Below are 19,295 nucleotides of genomic sequence, written 5' to 3' on the forward strand. Positions count from 1 at the left end.
GCGACAGTGCGGAACCGCGCCGCGCAATAGTGCGGAGTTGCCCGGGGCAGAAGTGCGGAATTGCGCCGCGCAATAGTGCGGAGTTGCCCGGGGCAGAAGTGCGGAATTGCCCGGGTCGTCCCCCTCGGAGGTGTCATGGAACCGTCGTTCACGGCGGACGGCGACGCGCTGGTGCCCTCGGCCTCGGCGCGGAGCCCCTGGTCGGACGAGATGCTCAACGGCCACCACGTCGGCGGGCTCGTCGCGTGGGGTGTCGAGCGCGACAGCCCCGACGCCGATCTGCAGGTCACCCGGCTGACCGTGGACATGGTCCGCCCGGTGCCGATGCGGCCGCTGCGGGTGCTCACCCGACGGGTCCGCGACGGGCGGCGGCTGCGTTCGGTCGACGTCAGCGTCGTCGACGGGGACGTCGAGGTCGCCCGCGGGTCGGCGCTGCTGCTCCGCCGCTCCGAGCAGCCCGACGACGAGCCGTGGGCGCCCCGGCCGTGGGAGGTGCCGCCGCCCGAGGCGATCGAGGGCTCGACCGGCGGGGCGATGTCGTTCGAGATCCGGCCGATCGGCGACTGGAACGGGGCGCAGGGCCGGGTGTGGCTGCGCGAGCGCGTCCCGTTCGTCGCCGGCGAGCCGCTGACCCCGCTGGTGCGGGCCGCGCTGATGGCCGACTTCGCCAATCCCCTGGCCAACTCGGGCGGGCGGGGCCTGGAGTTCATCAACGCCGACGTGACGCTGTACCTGGCCCGCGATCCGCGCGGTGAGTGGATCGGCATGGAGTCCACCGGGCACCTGGGGGCCGACGGCGTCGGGGTGGGCACCGCCTGGCTGTACGACCGGGACGGCCGGATCGGCTCCTGTATCGCGGCGGCCCTCCCCGACCCGCGGATCCGGCACCGCTACCGCCCCCCGGCGTAGAGGCGCGGCGACGCAGGCCACCTCCTAGGCTCGGGCCATGGCCTACGAGGTGAAGGGCGTCGTCGCCCGCAGCAAGGGTGCCCCCGTCAGCATCGAGACGATCCTGGTGCCCGACCCGGGGCCCGGCGAGGCGGTCGTGGACGTCGCGGCCTGCGGGGTCTGCCACACCGACCTGCACTACCGCGAGGGCGGGATCAACGACGACTTCCCGTTCCTGCTCGGCCACGAGGCGGCGGGGACCGTCGCCGCGGTCGGCGAGGGCGTCACGAACGTCGCGGTCGGCGACTTCGTCGTCCTCAACTGGCGGGCGGTCTGCGGGCAGTGCCGCGCGTGCCTGAAGGGCGAGCCGCAGTACTGCTTCGCCACCCACAACGCCGCGCAGAAGATGACGCTCGCCGACGGCACCGAGCTGTCGGCGGCGCTGGGCATCGGCGCGTTCGTGGAGAAGACGCTGGTCCACTCCGGGCAGTGCACCAAGGTCGACCCGCAGGCGCCGGCGACGGCGGCCGGGCTGCTGGGCTGCGGCGTCATGGCGGGCGTCGGTGCGGCGATCAACACCGGCGCGGTCCGCCGGGGCGAGTCGGTCGCCGTCTTCGGCTGCGGCGGGGTCGGCGACGCCGCGATCGCGGGCGCCCGGCTCGCGGGCGCGACGACGATCGTCGCCGTCGACCTCGACGACCGGAAGCTGGAGTGGGCCCGGAGGTTCGGCGCCACCCACACCGTGAACAGCTCGCAGACCGACGCCGTCGAGGCGATCAAGGCCGTCACGAACGGCTTCGGGGTGGACGTCGCCATCGATGCCGTCGGCCACCCGAAGGTCTTCGAGCAGGCCTTCTACGCCCGGGACCTGGCCGGCCGCGTCGTCCTGGTCGGGGTGCCGACGCCGGACATGCAGCTCACCCTGCCGATGATCGAGCTGTTCGGCCGCGGCGGGGCCCTGAAATCCTCCTGGTACGGCGACTGCCTGCCCAGCCGCGACTTCCCGCTGCTGGTCGACCTCTACCTGCAGGGCCGTTTCCCGCTCGACGACTTCGTCAGCGAGACCATCGGCCTGGACGCCGTCGAGACCGCCTTCGAGAAGATGCACGCGGGCGATGTCCTGCGCTCGGTGGTGGTCTTCTGATGGCGGCGCGCATCGACAAGACCGTGATCAGCGGTGTCTTCAGCCTCGACGGGCAGGACTTCGACGTCGACAACAACGTCTGGCTCGTCGGCGACGACGACCAGGTGCTGGTCATCGACGCCCCGCACCGGCCGGAGCCGATCGTCGAGGCCGTCGGCGGGCGGAAGGTCACCGGCATCGTCCTGACCCACGGGCACAACGACCACATCACCGCGGCGGTGGCGCTGCGGGAGGCCGTGGACGCCCCGATCTGGTTCCCGGCGGCCGACCGGATGCTGTGGGACATGGTCTACGGGCAGTCCCGGCCGGCCGCGGATCCCGACCGCGACCTCACCGAGGGGACGACGTTCGCGATCGCCGGCAGCTCGCTCGTCGCGCTGCACACCCCCGGGCACTCGCCGGGCAGCACGTGCCTGCACTCGGCCGATCTGAACACGGTGTTCACCGGGGACACGCTGTTCTGCGGCGGCCCCGGTGCCACGGGCCGGTCGTTCAGCGACAAGCCGACGATCCTGACCTCGATCCGGTCGAAGCTGCTGACCCTGGACGGCGACACCGTCGTCCGCACCGGGCACGGCGACGACACGACCATCGCCGCGGAGCTGCGCACCGTGCACTGAGCGACGGCGGTCGCGACGCGCCCGGGATGTGGCGCGGATCCCCCCGCCGGGCGCCCGCCGGGAGCAGGGCACCGGTACTCTCGCACGAGTGCCACGCGGTGATGGACGGCTGACGCACGACCTCGACCCCCAGTCCCCCGGACCCCAGGACGCCTGCGGCGTCTTCGGTGTCTGGGCGCCCGGTGAAGAGGTCGCCAAGCTCGCCTACTTCGGCCTGTACGCCCTGCAGCACCGCGGGCAGGAGGCGGCCGGCATCGCGGTGTCCGACGGCGCCTCGGTCGTGGTCTACAAGGACCTCGGCCTCGTCAGCCAGGTCTTCGACGAGGCGACGCTGGGCAGCCTGCGCGGCCACCTCGCGGTCGGCCACACCCGCTACTCGACGACGGGCTCCTCCACCTGGGAGAACGCCCAGCCGACGTTCCGCACCACCGACGCCGGCACCGGCTTGGCCCTGTGCCACAACGGCAACCTGGTCAACACCGCCGAGCTCGCCGGCAAGGCCGCCGACGCCGGTGTGAAGGGCGCGTTCACCGCCAGCACCGACTCCGACCTGGTCACCTCGCTCATCGCCGCCCGCCCGGATCTCTCGGTCGAGGCCGCCGCGATGGAGGTGCTGCCGCAGCTGCGCGGCGCGTTCAGCCTCACCTTCATGGACGAGGACACGCTGTACGCCGCCCGCGACCCGCAGGGTGTGCGCCCGCTGGTGCTCGGCCGGCTGGAGCGGGGCTGGGTCGTCGCCAGCGAGACGGCGGCCCTGGACATCGTCGGCGCCTCCGTGGTGCGCGAGGTCGAGCCCGGCGAGCTGATCGCGATCGACGGGAACGGCCTGCGCAGCCAGCACTTCGCCGCCGCCGACCCGAAGGGCTGCGTCTTCGAGTACGTATACCTGGCCCGGCCCGACACCACGATCAGTGGCCGCGGCGTGCACGCGGCGCGGGTGGAGATCGGCCGCCGCCTGGCCAAGGAGCACCCGGTCGAGGCCGACCTGGTCATCCCGGTGCCCGAGTCGGGGACCCCCGCGGCGGTCGGCTACGCCGAGGCCAGCGGCATCCCCTACGGCCTGGGGCTGGTCAAGAACTCCTACGTCGGCCGCACGTTCATCCAGCCGTCGCAGACGATCCGCCAGCTGGGAATCCGCCTCAAGCTCAATCCGCTGCGCGACGTCATCCGCGGCAAGCGCCTGGTCGTCGTCGACGACTCGATCGTGCGCGGCAACACCCAGCGGGCGCTCATCCGCATGCTGCGCGAGGCCGGTGCCGTCGAGGTGCACGTGCGGATCTCCTCGCCGCCGGTCAAGTGGCCGTGCTTCTACGGCATCGACTTCGCCAGCCGCGCCGAGCTGGTCGCGAACGGCCTGGACGTCGACGGCGTCCGCGCCTCGATCAACGCCGACTCGCTGGCCTACGTGTCCGAGCAGGGGCTGATCGCCGCGACCGAGCAGCCGGCGAACCGGCTGTGCACCGCCTGCTTCACGGGCCGGTACCCGATCGAGCTGGGCGAGTCCGAGGTCCTCGGCAAGCACCTGCTCGAGGGGATCGGCCGCACGCCGATGCCGCGCCCCCTCCCGCTCGCGCACGAGGCGCAGCGGGCGGTGACCGGCTGGACCGGTCAGCAGGCCGGCAGCGCGACCGTGCCCGGGGGCGCGGACGACGCGCTCCGTCGTCCGTGAGCGCGCCGTCCGGGAGCGCGGGCCGGTTCACCTACGCCGCCAGCGGCGTCGACATCGACGCCGGTGAGCGCGCCGTCACGCTCATGCGCAGCGCCGTCGAGCGCACCAACCGGCCCGAGGTCGTCGGCGGGCTCGGCGGGTTCGCCGGCCTGTTCGCCCTCGACGTCACGAAGTACCGGCGGCCGCTGCTCGCGTCGTCCACGGACGGCGTCGGCACCAAGATCGCCCTCGCCCGCCAGTTGGACCGGCACGACACGGTCGGCATCGACCTCGTCGCGATGGTCGTCGACGACCTGGTCGCCTGCGGTGCCGAGCCGCTGTTCCTGCAGGACTACGTGGCGTGCGGGCGGGTGGTGCCCGAGCGGATCGCCGCGATCGTCACCGGCATCGCCGAGGGCTGCACGCGCTCCGGCGCCGCCCTCGTCGGCGGCGAGACCGCCGAGCACGGCGACCTGATGGCGCCCGAGGACTACGACCTGGCCGCGACGGCGGTCGGGGTGGTGGAGGCCGACGCCGTGCTCGGCCCCGCGCGGGTCCGCCCCGGCGACGCGGTCGTCGCCATGGCCTCCTCCGGGTTCCACTCCAACGGCTACTCGCTGGTGCGCCGGGTCGTCGCCGACGCCGGGCTCGACCTGGCGGCCACGCCGACCGGCCTGGACCGGCCGTTGGGTGACGTGCTGCTCGAGCCCACGCGCATCTACGCGCTGGACTGCCTGGCCCTGGTCGCCGAGCTCGGCACGGACGGCGTCCACGCGTTCGCGCACATCACCGGCGGCGGGCTGGCCGGCAACACCGTGCGCGTCGTGCCCGAGGGCCTCGAGGCGGTGCTCGACCGCGGTACCTGGGCACTGCCGCCCGCGGTGCGCCTGCTCGAGGAGCAGGGGGTGCCGCGCGAGGAGTCCGAGCGGGCGTTCAACTGCGGCGTCGGCATGGTCGCGGCGCTGGCCCCCGCCGACGCCGACCGGGCGGTGTCGCTGCTGACCGCCCGCGGCGTCCCGGCCTGGATCGCCGGCACGGTGCAGGAGTCCCCGGGGCGGGCCGCGTCCGCCCGCCTGGTGGGCACCTACCGCTGAGGCGCCCCCTGCTCCGGGATCAGGTGCCCTGATCCCGGAGCGTCCTCCCCCGCGGTGCGCGGTGAGGGAGGACGCACTGCGGTGAGGGAGGACGCGGTGCGCGGTGCGGGAGGACGCGGTCCGCGGTGAGGGACGGCGCCGACCGGTGCCCGAACCCCCGGACGTGCGACAGCACCGCCGCCCCCCGGAGGAGGTGGCGGTGCGTCGTCGGTCAGGTACCGCTGGTGCTCAGCAGCCGGTCAACGGCTGCTGGCCCAGTCGTCGTCCGCATCGCCGTCCGCCCAGCGGTCGGCGTACTCGTCGTCCTCGTCGTCGTCGGTCGCCCGGGCAGGGGCGGTGTACGACGGCGGTCCACCGGTGAGTTCCTTCTGCAGGGCAGAAAGATCGGTGTTGGGTGAGCTGTACTTGAGCTCACGGGCCACGCGTGTCTGCTTGGCCTTCGCTCGGCCGCGCCCCATCGGCTCGACCCCCTCGCTACGGAGTGCGGGAGCCCAGCTCCGGGCTGAGCGGCCCGCGTGGCGACCCCGACTGAGTGACTGTGTCTCCACCGAGCTTACGACACGCATCGCCGGGGAGCACACGGCCTCCCTCGCCGGTCGCCCGTCCGGGGGCCTCCCGGGACCTGGGTGTGACCAGCGCCTCCACCGGGGAGGGGCTCAGCGCGGCAGGCGGATGGTCGCCAGCCGGCCGACCGAGCGCATGCGCTCCTCCGCGAGGCGGTCGGCGGCCGCGGCGGGGGAGACCCCGTCGGCGTCCGCGGCCTGCAGGACCCGCAGGGTGACGTCGAAGATGCCCGCCGCCCGGGCCTGCGCCCGCGCGAAGTCGAAGCCGTGCCGCTCGTCCTCGACCTGGATGACGCCGCCGGCGTTCACCAGGTAGTCGGGGGCGTACAGGATCCCGCGCCGCCGGAGGGCCTCGGCGGTCCCCGCAGAAGCCAGCTGGTTGTTCGCCCCGCCGCAGACGATCTGGGCGGCCAGGACCGCGACCGTCTCGTCGTCGAGCGCGCCGCCCAGCGCGCACGGCGCGTAGACGTCGGCCGGGGTGCGGACCAGGGCGCGGGTGTCGGCGACGGCGTCCACCCCGGGGTGCCGGGCCCGGACGCGGTCGACTGCGGCGGCGTCGACATCGGTGACGACGACGTCGGCGCCGTCCTCCACCAGGCGGTCCACGAGCCACCCGCCCACCTTGCCGACCCCGGCGACGGCGACCGTGCGCCCGGCGAGCGTGGGCGCGCCCCAGCGGTGCTGGGCAGCCGCCCGCATGCCCTGGAAGACGCCGAAGGCGGTCAGCACCGAGGAGTCGCCGCAGCCGCCCAGGGCCACGGACCGCCCGTGCGCGAAGCGGGTCTCGCGGGCGACGACGTCGAGGTCGGCGTTGTAGGTGCCGACGTCGCAGGCGGTCAGGTAGCGCCCGCCGAGGGACTCCACGAACCGCCCGTACGCGCGCAGCAGCGCCTCCGACTTGTCGGTGCGGGGATCGCCGATGATCACGGCCTTGCCGCCGCCGAGGTCCAGGCCGGCCAGGCTGTTCTTGTAGGACATCGCGCGCGACAGGGCCAGGGCGTCGGCGACCGCGGCCTCCTCGTCGGCGTAGGGGTGGAAGCGGGTGCCGCCGAGGGCCGGCCCCAGCGCCGTCGAGTGGATCGCGATCACCGCCCGCAGCCCGGAACCCGGGTCGGAGCAGAAGACGACCTGTTCGTGACCCGAGCCGAAGACGTCCACGGACCGAGCCTAGGGCGGTGAGACGCCGACCACGTTGCCGGAGAAATCGGGCGGCGAGCGCTCAAGGTCACTACTAGGGGTGACGACAACCAGTGGGACAGGAGGAAGCGCGTGGGGCACCCGGGACGGGACTCCGCAGCGCTCAGCTCACGCAGACCCTCTTCCCCAGGGAGCGACTCATGCTGCAGGGCCCCACCGCCCGGCGCCGGACGCACGCCGACCGGCTTCGCACCGGTCGCCGTCCACGCAGCCTGCGGATGGTCCTGGCCGGGCTGCTCGCGGGGGCCGCGCTCATCGGCTCGGCCACCCCCGCGCTCGCCGTGCCGGCCCCGCCGGCGAACCCCAGCGACGGGCAGATCGACGCCGCCCGCGCCGCCCAGGACGCCGCCGCCGCCGAGGTGGGCCGCATCGCCGCCCTGGTGGCCGGGGCGGAGGCGGAGCTCGAGCGGCTGAGCCTGCAGGCCGAGGCCGCCGGCGCCGCCTACCTCGCCGCCGAGGAGGCACGGCAGATCGCGCAGGCCGCCGCCGACGAGGCCGCCGCGCAGCTGCAGGCCGCCGCCGACGCCGTCGCGGTCGCCCGCGCCCGGATCGGCGAGTTCGCCCGTGAGAGCTACATGAACGGCAGCCAGCTCTCCACGACCCAGGCCCTCCTCGACGCCGACGGCCCCGCCGAGCTGGTGCAGCGCGCGGCGCTGCTGGAGTACGTGGGCGACACGCAGGTCGACGTCCTGGACTCCCTCGAGGTCGCCCGCGTGCAGCAGGCGAACGCCGAGTCCGTCGCCCGTGCCACCCGCGACCAGGCGGCGGCCGCCGAGGCGCAGGCCGAGGCGGCCAAGGTGACCGCCGACGGCCAGGTCGCGGCGCAGCAGGCCGCCTACGGGGAGATCTCCGCCCAGAAGGCGCAGTACGACCAGCAGCTCGAGGCCGCGAACATCCAGCTGCTCGAGCTGCAGGGGGCGCGTGACGCCTACGCCCAGTGGCAGGCGCAGAAGGCGGCCGAGGAGGCCGCCGCCGCGGCGGCCGCCGAGCGGGCCGCCCGAGAGGCCGCGGCAGCCGCCGCGGCCGCCCGGGCCCAGGCCGGCAGCGGGGGCGGCGGTGGTGGGGGCGGGAGCGCCGCGAGCGGCGGCAGTGGCCCCTACGTCATGCCCACCTCCGGCCGCACGTCCAGCTGCTTCGGCACCCGCTGGGGCACCCTGCACGGTGGCGTCGACGTCGCAGCCCCGATCGGGACCCCCGTCTACGCCGTGCACAGCGGGACCGTGCTGCGGGCGGGCACGGCCACCGGCTTCGGCTACGCGGTGTACATCCGCGGCGACGACGGCTTCGTCACCGTCTACGGCCACGTGCACGAGTACTTCGTCCGGGCCGGCGAGCGCGTCTCCGCCGGCGAGCAGATCGCGACCGTGGGCAACCGCGGCCAGTCGACCGGCCCGCACCTGCACTTCGAGGTGCACCCGGCCGGCAGCCCGTACACCGACCACATGAACCCGGCGCCGTGGCTGCGGGCCCGGGGGGTCGCCTTCAGCGGCTGCTGAGCGCCCCTACCCGACACACGCGAGCGGCCCGCCACCCCCCAGGGGGGATGGCGGGCCGCCGCGCGTTCAGGTCCGACCGGTGATCAGGTGCAGTTCGCCGAGCCGTACTCGTCCACGGCCGTCCCGGCCGGGCCGGTGAAGACGGCCTGGAACTCCTGGGTCGACGCCGCCAGCTGCTGGGCGCCGTCCGGCGTCGTGATGTCGACGGAGTTGGCGGTCTCGGCCCAGCTGCGCAGGGCGTCGCCGAGGGTCGCCCAGTCGTCGGCGATCTCCTGCGGCGGCTCGGCGGCGTCGAACGCGGCGCTGGCGTCGGCGAGGGCGGTCGGGATCGTCTCGGGGGCCGACGGGTCCACCTGCTGGAGGATGCCGGCGAACTCCTGGGCCTGGTCGCAGAAGGCGGCGAGCTCGGCGTCGCCGCCGGACTCCTCGCTGGTCCCGGCGGAGCTGCTGGACGACGAGGACGAGGAGGAGGACGAGGAGGAGGACGAGGCGTTGTCGTCGCCGCCGTCGTCGCCGCAACCGGCGAGGAGGAGGACGGCGGCGGTCGCGGCGACCGCGGGCCGGGCAAGGCGGCGTAGTGCGAACATGCCTGGGACGGTAGCCGCCGGGCGACGCGGCGGGCCGACCACCCCGATAGCGTGCCGGTTCGTGGACGCACCCCTGGACCCGCGCCTCACGTGGGATCTTCCCGCGTTCGGCGCCATGGCGCGCACCGCCGACCTGGAGCCTCTGGTCACCCGGGTGCTGGCGCCCAACCCCTCGGGGATGACGCTGGACGGCACCAACACCTACGTCGTCGGCGACCCCGGCAGCGGCCAGGCGGTGCTCGTCGATCCGGGCCCGGACGACGCCGCGCACCTGGCCGCCGTGGAGGCCGCGCTCGCCGGCCGCGACGCCCGGTGCGTCGCCGTCCTGGTGACCCACCACCACGGGGACCATGCCGACGCGGCCCTTCCGTGGGGTGCCCGGTTCGGCGCCCGGGTGGCCGCGGCCGACCCGGCGGTGGCCGGGCCCGGCGGGCGCGTCCTGGAGCCCGGGGAGGTGGTGCGGCTGGCCGGCACGACCCTCGGCGTGGTCGCCACCCCCGGTCATTGCGCGGACCACCTGGCCTTCCGGGTCGAGTCGGGCGCGGTGCTCGTCGGCGACCACGTGCTGGGCCGCGGCACGTCGGTCGTCAGCCACCCGCAGGGCGACGTCGTGGCGTACCTGGAGTCGCTGCGCCGCGTCCACGACCTGGGGCCCAGCGCGCTCTACTGCGGCCACGGGCCGGAGCTGACCGAGGACCCGGGCGCCGTCCTGGACTTCTACCTCGCCCACCGCGCCTTCCGCGAGGAGCAGGTGCTGGCCGCCGTCGCGGCCGGGGCGCGCAGCGTCGGCGAGCTGGTGGCCACGATCTACGCCGCCGTGCCGCGGGAGGTCTGGCCGGCCGCGACCAGCTCGACCCGCTCGATGCTCGACAAGATGGCGCGGGAGGGGCGGCTCGCGGTCTCCGGCGACGAGGTCCGCCCGGCATGACGGCGGTGCCGGTCGTCCGGGCCGCCGACAGCGAGCGCGACCAGCGGCGGGCGGCGGGGGCGCTGCGCGCGGCCGGCGTGCGCCGCGGCGACCGGCTGCTCGTCTCGGCCGCGTCCTCGCCCGCGCTGGTGGCCGTGGTGCTCGGCGCGCTGCGCACCGGCGTCGTCCCCGTGGTGCTGGACCCGGCGCTGCCCGCCGCCGAGCGGGCCGGGCTGGCCGCGGACGCCGACGCGGCCCTCGACCTCGGCGACGACCCGGCGGCCCTGCTCGACGGCGGTCCCGAGGCGGACCTGGCCGACGTGCCGCTGGCGCGGCCGATGCACTACACGTCCGGCACGACCGGGCGGCGCAAGGGCGTGTGGTCCGGCGTCCTGACCGAGGACGACGCCCGCGCGCTGGCGGCCGAGGAGATCGGCCTGTGGGGCTTCGGCCCCGCCGACCGGCACCTGGTGCTGTCGCCGCTGCACCACTCCGCGCCGCTGCGCTTCGCCGTGCACACCCTGCTGGCCGGCGGGGAGGTGCTGCTGCCCGGCCCGTTCGACGTCGCCCGGGCGGCGGAGGCGATCACCGCGCTGCGCCCCACCACGACCTTCTGCGTACCGACCCACCTGCAGCGGCTGCTCGCGCACGACGGCGTCGACTGGTCGTCGTTCCGCCGCCTCGTGCACGCCGGGGCGCCCTGCCCCGAGCCGCTGAAGCGCGCGGTCATCGCGGCGGCGCCCCCGGGCAGCGTGTGGGAGTTCTACGGCTCCACCGAGGCCCAGTTCACCGTGTGCTCGCCGGAGGACTGGCTGGCGCACCCGGGCAGCGTGGGGCGCGCCCGCCCGGGCCGGCGCCTGGAGACCGACGAGCGCGGCCAGCTGTGGTGCACCGTGCCCCGCTGGGCCCGCTTCGAGTACTGGCGGGCGCCGGAGAAGACCGCTGGGGCGTGGCGGGGCGACCGGGTCACCGTCGGCGACCTGGGCCGGGTGGACGACGACGGCGTGGTGTGGCTCGACGGCCGCCGCGAGGACCTCGTCATCTCCGGCGGGGTGAACGTGTACCCGGCCGAGGTCGAGGCGGTGCTCGACGCGCACCCCGGCGTGGTGGAGAGCGCCGTCGTCGGCGTCCCGGACACCGAGTGGGGGCAGCGGGTGGTCGCCGCGTACGTGGGGGACGCCGACCCGGCCGACCTCGCGTCGTGGGCCCGGGACCGGCTCTCCCCGGCGAAGCGGCCCAAGAGCCTGCACCCGGTCGCCGAGTTGCCGCGCACCACCACCGGGAAGGTCCGGCGGCTGGACCTGCCGGACGTGCTCGACCTGCCGAGCGGCCCCGCCCGTGGCTGAACCCCTCCCCGCCGAGACCGACGTCGTCGTGGTCGGGGCGGGCACCGCGGGCTGCGCGCTGGCGGCGCGGCTGGCCGAGGCGGGCCGGACGGTGCTGCTGCTGGAGGCGGGCCCGGCCGACCAGCCCGCCGAGACGCGCGACGCCAGGACGATGCGCGCCGCGGTGCCGGGCTCGCCCGCCGCGGTGGAGGTGCCCACCGAACTCACCCCGACGCTGTCGCGCTCGGTCGTGCGCGGCCGCGGCGCCGGGGGCTCCAGCGCGGTGAACGGCTGCTACTTCGTCCGCGCCACCCCGGCCGACTGCGACGGCTGGGGAATGCCGGAGTGGTCCTGGGCGGCGGTGCTGCCGGCCTTCCGGCGCCTGGAGGCCGATCGCGACTTCCCGGACTCCCCCCTGCACGGCCGCGCGGGACCGGTGCCGGTGACCCGCCCGGCGCCGGGCTACGAGCCGGCCGCCGCGTTCGCGGCCGCGGCGGCGGCCCTGGGGGTGCCGGGCGAGCCGGACAAGAACGGGGCCGGGCCCGCCGGCTGCGGGCCGCTGCCGAGCAACGCCGTGGACGGCGTGCGGATCAGCGCGGCGGTTGCCTACCTGCGCGGCCGGCCGGGCCTCACCGTGCGCGGCGGGGTCCGCGTCTCGCGGGTGCTGGTGGAGCGCGGCCGGGCCGTCGGGGTGCTGACGGCGGCGGGCACGGTGCGCGCCGCCGAGGTCGTGCTCTCCGCCGGTGCGGTCGGGTCGCCGGAGCTGCTGCTGCGCTCGGGCATCGGTCCGGCGGACGCGCTCCGGGACCTCGGCCTGCCCGTCGTGGCCGACGTCCGCGGGGTGGGGGAGGGGCTCAGCGACCACCCGATGCTGCAGGTGCCCTGGCGCCCGGCGCCGGGGTTCCCGGCGCCGCCGGGGCTCGCGCTGGAGCAGGTGCTGCACGCCGCGCCGGACGGCGCGCCGATCGAGGTCCTCCCGTGGTTCCGCTCGTTCGCCTCGCTGCTGCCCCCGTGGGGCTCCCCGTCCCGGGACGACGGCGTGCTGACCCTCGGCGTCTCGCTGCTGCGGGCCGACAGCCGCGGGCGGCTGACGCTCCGGTCGGCCGATCCGGCGTCCCCGCCGCGGATCGCCTACGACCACCTGGCCTCGGCCGCCGACCGGGCGGGCCTGCGGGCCGGCGTCCGGTTCGCCGCGGAGCTGCTGCACACCCCGCCCATGGCCGCCCTGGGCGCCACGGGGACCGAGCCGGCCGACGATCCGCTGTCGGCGGCGGTGCTGGCCGCCGACGGCGCGCTCGACGGCTGGATCGGCCGGCACCTGGGCACCGCGGTGCACCTGTGCGGCAGCGCGCGGATGGGTCCCGACGACGACCCCGGTGCGGTGGTCGACGGGCGGCTGCGCGTGCGCGGCGTGGCGGGCCTGCGCGTCGTCGACACGTCGGTCCTGCCCCGGGTGCCCTCGCGGGGCACCGCGGCGACCGCGGTGATGGTGGGGGAGCGGGCGGCCGAGCTGTAGGCGGGCTCAGGGGCCCGGCGGAGGCGGGGGCGGGGGCGGTGGGGGCGGCGGCGCCAGCGGCAGGCCGGCGGGCGGGAAGGGGACCGCCGGCTCGGCCGACAGCACCGGGAGCATCGCGTCGTGCCAGATCGAGGCGCCGCGGCCGCCGCCGTAGGTGCCGACGTCCTGGTTCTGCTTGGGGTTGAGCACCATGACGCTGGCCGCGTAGCGGGGGGTGTAGCCGACGAACGCGATCGAGAACCGGCCCTGGCTCGTGCCGGTCTTGCCCGCGACCTGGTGACCGGGGATCCGCGCCTCCAGCCCGGTGCCGAACGGGGCCTCGGTGTCGCCGATCAGGATCTGGTTGAGCGTGGAGGCCACCTGCGGCGGGACCGCACCCGGCGTGCAGTCGTCGCCCACCGCCACCGGGGGTCCGCCCGCCTCCAGGGCGAGGGGAGCGCCGTCGCGGTCGGTGACGGCGGTGACGGGGAGGGGGGCGCAGCGGGTGCCGTCGGCGCCGAGCGTGGAGTAGGCGCTGGCCAGGGCCAGCGGGCTCGTGGCCTCCGCGCCCAGGGTGAACGACCCGCGGTTCTCGGCCACCACCTGGTCGGCGACCGGGTCGAGGGAGAACAGGCCCATCCGCTGGGCGATCCGCACCGGGCGCTCGACGCTGCCCAGCTGGTCCTCCAGCGCGACGAAGTACGTGTTCGAGGAGCGGACCAGTGCCTCGGCCATCGTCAGGGTCGGGGGATAGGTGCCGACGTTCTGCACCACGTAGGGCTCGGTCCCGTTGCGGTAGACCGAGGACACGTAGGGGTCGGGCGTCGTGATGACGTGGAACGGCGGGAAGCCGGCCTCGAGCGCGGCGGCGGCGACGAACGTCTTGTAGGTCGAGCCCGCGCCCTGGCTGGCCGCGGCGTTGAGGTTCACCGACTCCTGGGCGGGGTCGGTGGCGTCGTAGCCGAACACGCGGTTCACGCTCATCGCCAGCACGTGCCCGGTGCCCGGCTCGACGGCGGTGAACATGGCCGCCAGGGGGTCGCCCATCGGCAGGTTGGCGAGGACCGCGGCGTCGCCGGACCGCTGCAGGTCCGGGCGCAGCGTCGTCTGCACCACCACCCCGCCGGCGTCCAGCCGGTCCTGCGGGACGCCGAGGGTCTGGGTGAGGTACTGCTGGGCGTAGTCGCAGAAGAAGCCGCCGACGGTGGCGTCGACGCACCCGTTGGGCGGGGGCGGGGACGGCGCCACCTCGACCGGCCGGCCGGCGAGCTCCTCGACCTGCGCCGCGGTGACGTAGCCGACGTCGAGCATGCGCCGCAGCACCTGGTCCCGGCGCTGCCCGGCGGCCTCGGGGTCCGCGAGCGGGTTGTCCACCGTCGGCGTCCGGACGAGGCCGGCGAGCATGGCCGCCTGGGCGAGGTTCAGGTCGGCGGCGTCCACCGAGAAGTAGCGGCGGGCGGCGGCCTGCACCCCGTAGGCGCCCTCCCCGAAGTACACGGTGTTGAGGTAGCGGGTGAGGATCTCGTCCTTGGAGTAGGTCTCCTCCAGGCTCAGGGCCAGCCGCGCCTCCCGCAGCTTGCGGGCGACGCTCTCCTCGGTGGCCGCCTCCCGGCCCGAGGCCTCGTCGGCGGACTGCAGCAGCGTCTGCTTCACCAGTTGCTGGGTGATCGTCGAGCCGCCCTCCTCCACCGAGCCGGCGACGACGTTGCGCGCCAGCGCCCGCAGGGTGCCCTCCACGTCGAGGCCGCGGTGCTCGTAGAAGCGCCGGTCCTCGATCGCCACGAGCGCCTGCTTCATGACCTCGGCGATCCGGTCGGAGGCCACCGGCTGGCGGTTGCGGGCGTAGAAGTAGGTGATCACCGAGCCGTCGGCAGCCAGGACGACGGTGGGACCGGGGAAGGTCCGGTCGGCGAGCTCCACCGGCAGCGGCGCCAGCAGGTCGGCGGAGTTGCTGGCGGCCAGTCCGGTGCCCACGACCCACGGCGCGAGGACGGCGGCCACCAGGACGCCGGTCAGCGGGATCGCGAGGAGCAGCGACGCGGCTGCCCGGAGGCGGGGGTGGCGGCGCCCGGCCATCGATCGACCCTGCCCGTCCGCGGGGCGCCGTCCGGTCCACCCGGACGTCCCCGTCGACCAGATCATCTGCTCGCTGTCGACGGCCGACAAGTGGAGCGGACGCGGCCGCTCCCGGAGCGTCCCGGCGGCGCGCCGTCGCAGCCGCCGGGACGCCGGTCTGGGGGAGATCAGCGGATCGCGGTGATCTCCGAGGTGCTGGTCTCGCTGAGCGGCGACCAGGCGTCGGGGTGCCGGCGGCCGGTCTGCGCGACCCACTGCGGCACCGCCGTCGCGCCCTTGCCGGGAGCGGGGCGGGCGCTCAGGGCGACGATGAGGGAGAGGAGCACGAGCAGCCCCACGAGGACACCGCCGATGACCAGGAGGGTGGTGAACATGTAACGAAGGTAGGCGTGGGACCGGTCCGTGTCACCGGGCGCATGCGGGCAGATCCGCACGGACATCCCCGCCTCGTTGTGCAGGAACTGCCAGGCGGCTCGTCGCTCACCGGATCGCGCGCTGTCGAACCTGATCGCGCGGGCGCCGCAGAGCGGAGGTCACCCGGCCGGGGGCGGTTCCTGAACCGGTCGACCCCACAACGGGTGACGCAGCCCACCCCGGCGCCTGCGAGCGGTTGCCGGAGGGGATGCTGGGTAGCCGGAACAGGGACCAACGTCCCATCGAGGAGCACCGCCCTGGCGTCGCGTGCTCGACGCCAGGAGGAGTGCCGTCCGAGTGGACCCCGACGATCCCCCGCGGGAAGCCCCGCCCCTCATCCGGGTCGCCTCCGTCCCGCACCGGGGCCCCTACGTGGACGCCGTGCTGCCCCCCGGCGTCGTCAGGGTGGGGCCGGAGCGCGACCCGAGCCCCTGGCTGGACCCGGCCTACCTGACCACGCACGCCGGCGAGGTGGACGTCGTCCACGTGCACGGCGGCTACGGCCACCTGCCGGAGGACGAGGTCGTCGGCTTCACCGAGGCGATCCGCCGCACCGGCGTCCCGCTGATCGTGACCGTGCACCAGCTCCGCGACCCGGCCCAGCCGCACCCGGCCCGGCACGAGGCGCACCTGCGGGCGCTGCTGGACACCGCCGAGGTCGTCGTCACGCTGACGCCCGGCGCGGCCGACGAGATCACCGAGCGCTACGGGCGGACGGCGATCGCCGTCGCGCACCCGACCATCGCCGCGCCGGACCCCGAGGTCGGCGGCGAGCGCGGGCTGGTGGGGCTCCCCCTGCGGACGCGGGTCTGCGTGCCCGACCCGGAGGCGGTCGTCCGGGCCGCCCTGTACGGGGCGGTGAACGGCGGTGGGCGGCTGCGGGTGTTCGTGGAGCCCGGATACGTGCTGCCCCGCCTGGGGGACCTGGCCGAGAGCGAGGCGCTTGAGCTCGCGGTGCTCGACGAGCGGAGGTGGGCCGCCCAGCTGCAGGAGCTGCACGTGGCGGTGCTGCCGGAGTCCTGGGGCACGCACTCGGCGGAGCTGGAGGTCTGCCGCGACGTCGGCACCCGCGTGGTGGCGCCGAGCTGCGGCTGGTTCGCCGACCAGTGGTCCGACGTCGTGACCTACGGCAACGACGAGGAGCACGGGTTCGACCCGGTGTCGCTCAACGGCGCGGTCGCCGCCGCGCTGACCCGGCCGGCCCCGCGCCCGGCCGACCGCGCGTGGCGGGCCCAGCAGCTCGCGGCCGTGCGCGACGTCCATGCGCAGGTCTACGAGCAGGTCGTCGGGGACCGCGTCGCCCCGTGACCGTCAGGGGTCGGCGGGCAGCGCCCGGGCCGGCCAGTCCAGCAGCCGCGCGCCCAGCGCCGCCGCGTGGAGGGCGAAGCGCTGATCGGGGACGGCGACGCTGTGCCCGGTCAGCTCGGCCACGCGGGCCAGGCGGTAGGTGACCGTGCGGACGGAGACGTGCAGCCTCCGGGCGGCCTCGGTGGCGACGTCACCGGCGGAGAAGTAGGCGAGCAGGGTCTCCAGCAGCAGCGCGGCGCCCCCGCGGGAGCGCTCCAGCGGGCCCAGGACGTCGTGCACCAGGTCGACGATCGCCGCCTGGTCACGACCGAGCACCCGGTGCACGAGCAGGTCGCGGGGGTTGACGACCTCGGTGTCCAGGGCGAGGCGGCCGGCGAGGCCCAGCGCCTCGCGTGCCTCCTCGTAGGAGCGGGCGATGCCGTACGCGCCGGGGAACGCGCGGCCGGCCGCCACCCGCCAGCGGCGGGAGGAGCGGTCCAGCTCCCGGTGCAGCGCGGTGCCGAGCGCGAGCCCGGCCTCGGACGACGGTCCGCCCGCCGTGCCGGGGACGACGACCACCACCCTGCCGTCCTTGGTCGCGACCAGCACGTCGCGGTCGCCGAAGCGGTCGACGACCCGGCGCTCCAGCGCGACGGCGGCGCGGTCGACCGTGGCGTCGCCGTCGACCGGCTCGGCCAGGGCGACGTGGTGCGGGGCGCCGAGGTCGATGCCGAAGGGCTCGGCGCGCTGCACCATGCGCGAGACGTCGGCGTCCCCGCGCAGCAGGTCGTCGACGAACTCGCGGCGCAGCGCCTCCTCGTGCCGGATCAGCTCGCGGCGCTCGGACTGGTGGCCGTCGACCAGCACGCCGACCGCGTCGTCGAGCACCCGCAGCACCGCCTCGGCGGCCCCGCGGACCTTCTCCGGGTCGCGGGAGCGGGCGACGGCGGGCAGCTCGCGCCACAGCCGCCAGGCGGCGGAGAGGTAGAGGTCCACGGCCGCGCTCGCGGCGATGCCCCGTGCGGCTGCCTGCCGGCCCAGCTCGCGGACGGCGTCGAGGTCCCGGGGCGCCGGGCGACGGCCGTCGATGGCGGCATCGGCCAGCATCGGCAGATACCCGCCCAGCAGGTCGGCCGGGACCCGGCAGGACGCGGCCGCGGAGGCGGCGACCGCGGCCAGCCAGTCCTCCGGCATGCCCGTCGCGCGGCTGCCCGTCATGTCGCCTCCGTCCGTGCCCTGCGGCCGGCCGGGAGCCCCCGGTCCGGTCAGCGCAACGGGTCGAAGGGGGCCAGCTCCGGCGGAGCCTCGCCCTTGAGCACCGTCTGCGCCACCAGCATGCCGGTGATCGGTCCCAGCGCGATCCCCCACATGCCGTGCCCACCCGCCACGACCACCCGGTCGGACGCGGTGGGGCCGAGCAGGGGCAGCCCGTCGGGGGTGCACGGCCGCGAGCCGACCCACTCGTCGCGCCGGTCGTCCAGGTCGACCCCCTGGAGGAAGGGCCGGACGGCGTCGGCGACCGCGGCGATGCGCCGGGGGTCCAGCGGCTCGTCGGGACGGCGGAACTCCATCATCCCGGCGACCCGGAGGCGGTCCCCCAGGGGTGTGAGGGCCACCCGCTGGCGCGGGAAGTACAGCGGACCCCGGGGCATCCGCTCCACCGGCACGCTGAAGCTGTAACCGCGGCCGGCCTGGACCGGCCGGCGCACGCCGTGGCGGCGGGCCAGCGCACCGAGCCAGGCCCCGGTGGCGACGACGACGGCGTCGTGCCGCTGCCGCTCCCCCGTTCCGGTGACGACGGTGACGCCGCCGGGCCGGGGGTCGAGGTCGTCGACCGCGACCCCCTCCACGATCTCGCCGCCGCGCAGCCGCACCGCCGCGGCGAGGGCGCGCAGGTAGGCGGGCGGGTCGAGGTAGCGCTGCCCGCGGACCTCCACGGCGGCGCCGACCTCGGGGGTGAGGACCGGCTCGCCCGCCCGTGCCCGCCACCCGGTCACCGGCCAGAACGGCGTGTCCAGGCCGGTGTCGCGCACGTGCTCGAGCTCCGCGAGCAGGCCGCGGGTCTCCCGCTCGGTGCGGAAGCAGGCGAGGAACGGCGCGGCCTCGCGGGTCGGGGCGGTCACCCCACCGGCGGCGAGGGCGTCGAACGCGTCCAGCGCCCGCCGGGTGAGCGGCGCGTAGGCGGCGAGGCCGCGTCGCCAGGTGCGGGCGGTGCTGTGCCGGACGAAGGATCCGAGGAAGCGCAGCAGCGCCGGGTCGGCGCGCAGCGGCACGTACACCGGGGAGCGCGGGCTCAGCACGGCCCGCAGCCCGTAGCGGAGCACTGCGGGCTCGGGCAGGGGAGCGGTCAGGCCGGGGGTCAGCCAGCCGGCGTTGCCCTCCGAGGCGCCGGCGGCCACCCGGTCGCGCTCGTAGACGGTGACCTGGACGCCGCTCTCCTGCAGGAACCACGCGGTGGCGAGGCCGACCATCCCGGCCCCGACGACGGCGACCTGGCGGGGCGGGCCGCCGCGCGCTGCCGGGGTGGACATGACCGCTCCTCTCGCTCGGGGGT

The 19,295-nt window shown here is 76.0% G+C and carries 17 protein-coding genes; 10 read left to right on the forward strand and 7 right to left on the reverse strand.

Annotation, left to right across the window (positions count from 1 at the left end; genetic code table 11):
* Positions 1-135 precede the first annotated feature (135 nt).
* From BMY88_RS14360 to purM, 5 genes are all read left to right on the forward strand, one after another.
* Complete coding sequence (locus BMY88_RS14360; RefSeq protein ID WP_091944557.1) at positions 136-909, forward strand: acyl-CoA thioesterase domain-containing protein; 774 nt, start codon at positions 136-138, stop codon at positions 907-909.
* A gap of 37 nt (positions 910-946) precedes the next feature.
* A complete protein-coding gene (locus BMY88_RS14365; RefSeq protein WP_091944560.1) occupies positions 947-2,032 on the forward strand; it encodes an S-(hydroxymethyl)mycothiol dehydrogenase in 1,086 nt (361 codons plus the stop codon).
* The gene (locus BMY88_RS14370; RefSeq protein ID WP_091944563.1) at positions 2,032-2,652 is read left to right on the forward strand and encodes an MBL fold metallo-hydrolase; all 621 of its coding nucleotides are present in this window, start codon (positions 2,032-2,034) and stop codon (positions 2,650-2,652) included. Before BMY88_RS14365 ends, BMY88_RS14370 begins: the two co-directional genes overlap by 1 nt.
* An 88-nt stretch (positions 2,653-2,740) precedes the next feature.
* Positions 2,741-4,321 carry an amidophosphoribosyltransferase gene (purF, locus tag BMY88_RS14375; protein ID WP_091944566.1) on the forward strand — a complete coding sequence of 527 codons (1,581 nt, stop codon included), beginning with the start codon at positions 2,741-2,743 and terminating at the stop codon, positions 4,319-4,321.
* Positions 4,318-5,394 (forward strand): phosphoribosylformylglycinamidine cyclo-ligase, encoded by a 1,077-nt coding sequence (gene purM, locus BMY88_RS14380; protein WP_091944569.1) that lies wholly within the window; start codon positions 4,318-4,320, stop codon positions 5,392-5,394. The genes purF and purM overlap by 4 nt, the downstream gene beginning before the upstream one ends.
* A 239-nt stretch (positions 5,395-5,633) precedes the next feature.
* Here the strand turns inward: purM and BMY88_RS14385 are convergent, their stop codons facing one another.
* Positions 5,634-5,852: a DUF3073 domain-containing protein gene (locus BMY88_RS14385; protein ID WP_091944572.1), complete on the reverse strand. Its 219-nt coding sequence runs from the start codon at positions 5,850-5,852 to the stop codon at positions 5,634-5,636.
* A gap of 198 nt (positions 5,853-6,050) precedes the next feature.
* Complete coding sequence (locus BMY88_RS14390) at positions 6,051-7,115, reverse strand: Glu/Leu/Phe/Val family dehydrogenase (RefSeq protein WP_091944575.1); 1,065 nt, start codon at positions 7,113-7,115, stop codon at positions 6,051-6,053.
* 179 nt (positions 7,116-7,294) lie between these two features.
* Between BMY88_RS14390 and BMY88_RS14395 the strand changes: the two genes are divergently transcribed.
* Entirely contained in the window at positions 7,295-8,650 is a 1,356-nt protein-coding gene (locus BMY88_RS14395; RefSeq protein WP_091944578.1) for a M23 family metallopeptidase, read from the forward strand.
* An 83-nt stretch (positions 8,651-8,733) separates the two neighbouring features.
* Here the strand turns inward: BMY88_RS14395 and BMY88_RS14400 are convergent, their stop codons facing one another.
* Positions 8,734-9,237 (reverse strand): hypothetical protein, encoded by a 504-nt coding sequence (locus tag BMY88_RS14400; protein ID WP_091944581.1) that lies wholly within the window; start codon positions 9,235-9,237, stop codon positions 8,734-8,736.
* 61 nt (positions 9,238-9,298) lie between these two features.
* Between BMY88_RS14400 and BMY88_RS14405 the strand changes: the two genes are divergently transcribed.
* Genes BMY88_RS14405 through mftG form a run of 3 tightly spaced genes read left to right on the forward strand, consistent with a single transcriptional unit; the run spans position 9,299 to position 12,985 of the window.
* A complete protein-coding gene (locus BMY88_RS14405) occupies positions 9,299-10,165 on the forward strand; it encodes an MBL fold metallo-hydrolase (RefSeq protein ID WP_091944584.1) in 867 nt (288 codons plus the stop codon).
* Positions 10,162-11,490 carry a class I adenylate-forming enzyme family protein gene (locus BMY88_RS14410; RefSeq protein WP_091944587.1) on the forward strand — a complete coding sequence of 443 codons (1,329 nt, stop codon included), beginning with the start codon at positions 10,162-10,164 and terminating at the stop codon, positions 11,488-11,490. The genes BMY88_RS14405 and BMY88_RS14410 overlap by 4 nt, the downstream gene beginning before the upstream one ends.
* Positions 11,483-12,985, forward strand: a complete 1,503-nt coding sequence (gene mftG / locus BMY88_RS14415) for a mycofactocin dehydrogenase MftG (RefSeq protein ID WP_091944590.1) — start codon at positions 11,483-11,485, stop codon at positions 12,983-12,985. The genes BMY88_RS14410 and mftG overlap by 8 nt, the downstream gene beginning before the upstream one ends.
* 6 nt (positions 12,986-12,991) lie before the next feature.
* Here mftG and BMY88_RS14420 read toward each other — a convergent pair whose 3' ends face one another.
* Positions 12,992-15,040, reverse strand: coding sequence for a transglycosylase domain-containing protein (locus BMY88_RS14420; protein ID WP_091944592.1), 2,049 nt, complete (start codon positions 15,038-15,040; stop codon positions 12,992-12,994).
* A 167-nt stretch (positions 15,041-15,207) separates the two neighbouring features.
* On the reverse strand, positions 15,208-15,414 hold the full coding sequence (locus BMY88_RS14425) for a hypothetical protein (RefSeq protein ID WP_091944595.1): 207 nt from the start codon (positions 15,412-15,414) through the stop codon (positions 15,208-15,210).
* A gap of 337 nt (positions 15,415-15,751) precedes the next feature.
* Here BMY88_RS14425 and BMY88_RS14430 point away from each other — a divergent pair, with 337 nt between their 5' ends.
* Entirely contained in the window at positions 15,752-16,762 is a 1,011-nt protein-coding gene (locus BMY88_RS14430; protein ID WP_091944598.1) for a glycosyltransferase, read from the forward strand.
* A 3-nt stretch (positions 16,763-16,765) separates the two neighbouring features.
* On the opposite strand, the gene BMY88_RS14435 is transcribed toward BMY88_RS14430, so the two are convergent.
* Both BMY88_RS14435 and BMY88_RS14440 read right to left on the reverse strand, forming a co-directional pair.
* Positions 16,766-17,959: a PucR family transcriptional regulator gene (locus tag BMY88_RS14435; protein WP_091944599.1), complete on the reverse strand. Its 1,194-nt coding sequence runs from the start codon at positions 17,957-17,959 to the stop codon at positions 16,766-16,768.
* Positions 17,960-18,006: 47 nt separating this feature from the next.
* Positions 18,007-19,272, reverse strand: a complete 1,266-nt coding sequence (locus tag BMY88_RS14440) for an NAD(P)/FAD-dependent oxidoreductase (protein ID WP_091944602.1) — start codon at positions 19,270-19,272, stop codon at positions 18,007-18,009.
* Positions 19,273-19,295: the final 23 nt, after the last annotated feature.

It is taken from the genome of Trujillonella endophytica (assembly GCF_900110555.1).
GTDB classification, from domain to species: domain Bacteria; phylum Actinomycetota; class Actinomycetes; order Mycobacteriales; family Geodermatophilaceae; genus Trujillonella; species Trujillonella endophytica.

Excerpts from the sequence above, each read along its gene's own strand:
- BMY88_RS14410 (WP_091944587.1), top strand. The coding sequence starts at position 10,162 with ATGACGGCGGTGCCGGTCGTCCGGGCCGCCGACAGCGAGCGCGACCAG.
- BMY88_RS14420 (WP_091944592.1), bottom strand. The coding sequence starts at position 15,040 with ATGGCCGGGCGCCGCCACCCCCGCCTCCGGGCAGCCGCGTCGCTGCTC.
- BMY88_RS14425 (WP_091944595.1), bottom strand. The coding sequence starts at position 15,414 with ATGTTCACCACCCTCCTGGTCATCGGCGGTGTCCTCGTGGGGCTGCTC.
- BMY88_RS14365 (WP_091944560.1), top strand. The coding sequence starts at position 947 with ATGGCCTACGAGGTGAAGGGCGTCGTCGCCCGCAGCAAGGGTGCCCCC.
- BMY88_RS14360 (WP_091944557.1), top strand. The coding sequence starts at position 136 with ATGGAACCGTCGTTCACGGCGGACGGCGACGCGCTGGTGCCCTCGGCC.
- BMY88_RS14440 (WP_091944602.1), bottom strand. The coding sequence starts at position 19,272 with ATGTCCACCCCGGCAGCGCGCGGCGGCCCGCCCCGCCAGGTCGCCGTC.
- BMY88_RS14400 (WP_091944581.1), bottom strand. The coding sequence starts at position 9,237 with ATGTTCGCACTACGCCGCCTTGCCCGGCCCGCGGTCGCCGCGACCGCC.
- BMY88_RS14435 (WP_091944599.1), bottom strand. The coding sequence starts at position 17,959 with ATGACGGGCAGCCGCGCGACGGGCATGCCGGAGGACTGGCTGGCCGCG.
- BMY88_RS14385 (WP_091944572.1), bottom strand. The coding sequence starts at position 5,852 with ATGGGGCGCGGCCGAGCGAAGGCCAAGCAGACACGCGTGGCCCGTGAG.
- BMY88_RS14395 (WP_091944578.1), top strand. The coding sequence starts at position 7,295 with ATGCTGCAGGGCCCCACCGCCCGGCGCCGGACGCACGCCGACCGGCTT.
- BMY88_RS14370 (WP_091944563.1), top strand. The coding sequence starts at position 2,032 with ATGGCGGCGCGCATCGACAAGACCGTGATCAGCGGTGTCTTCAGCCTC.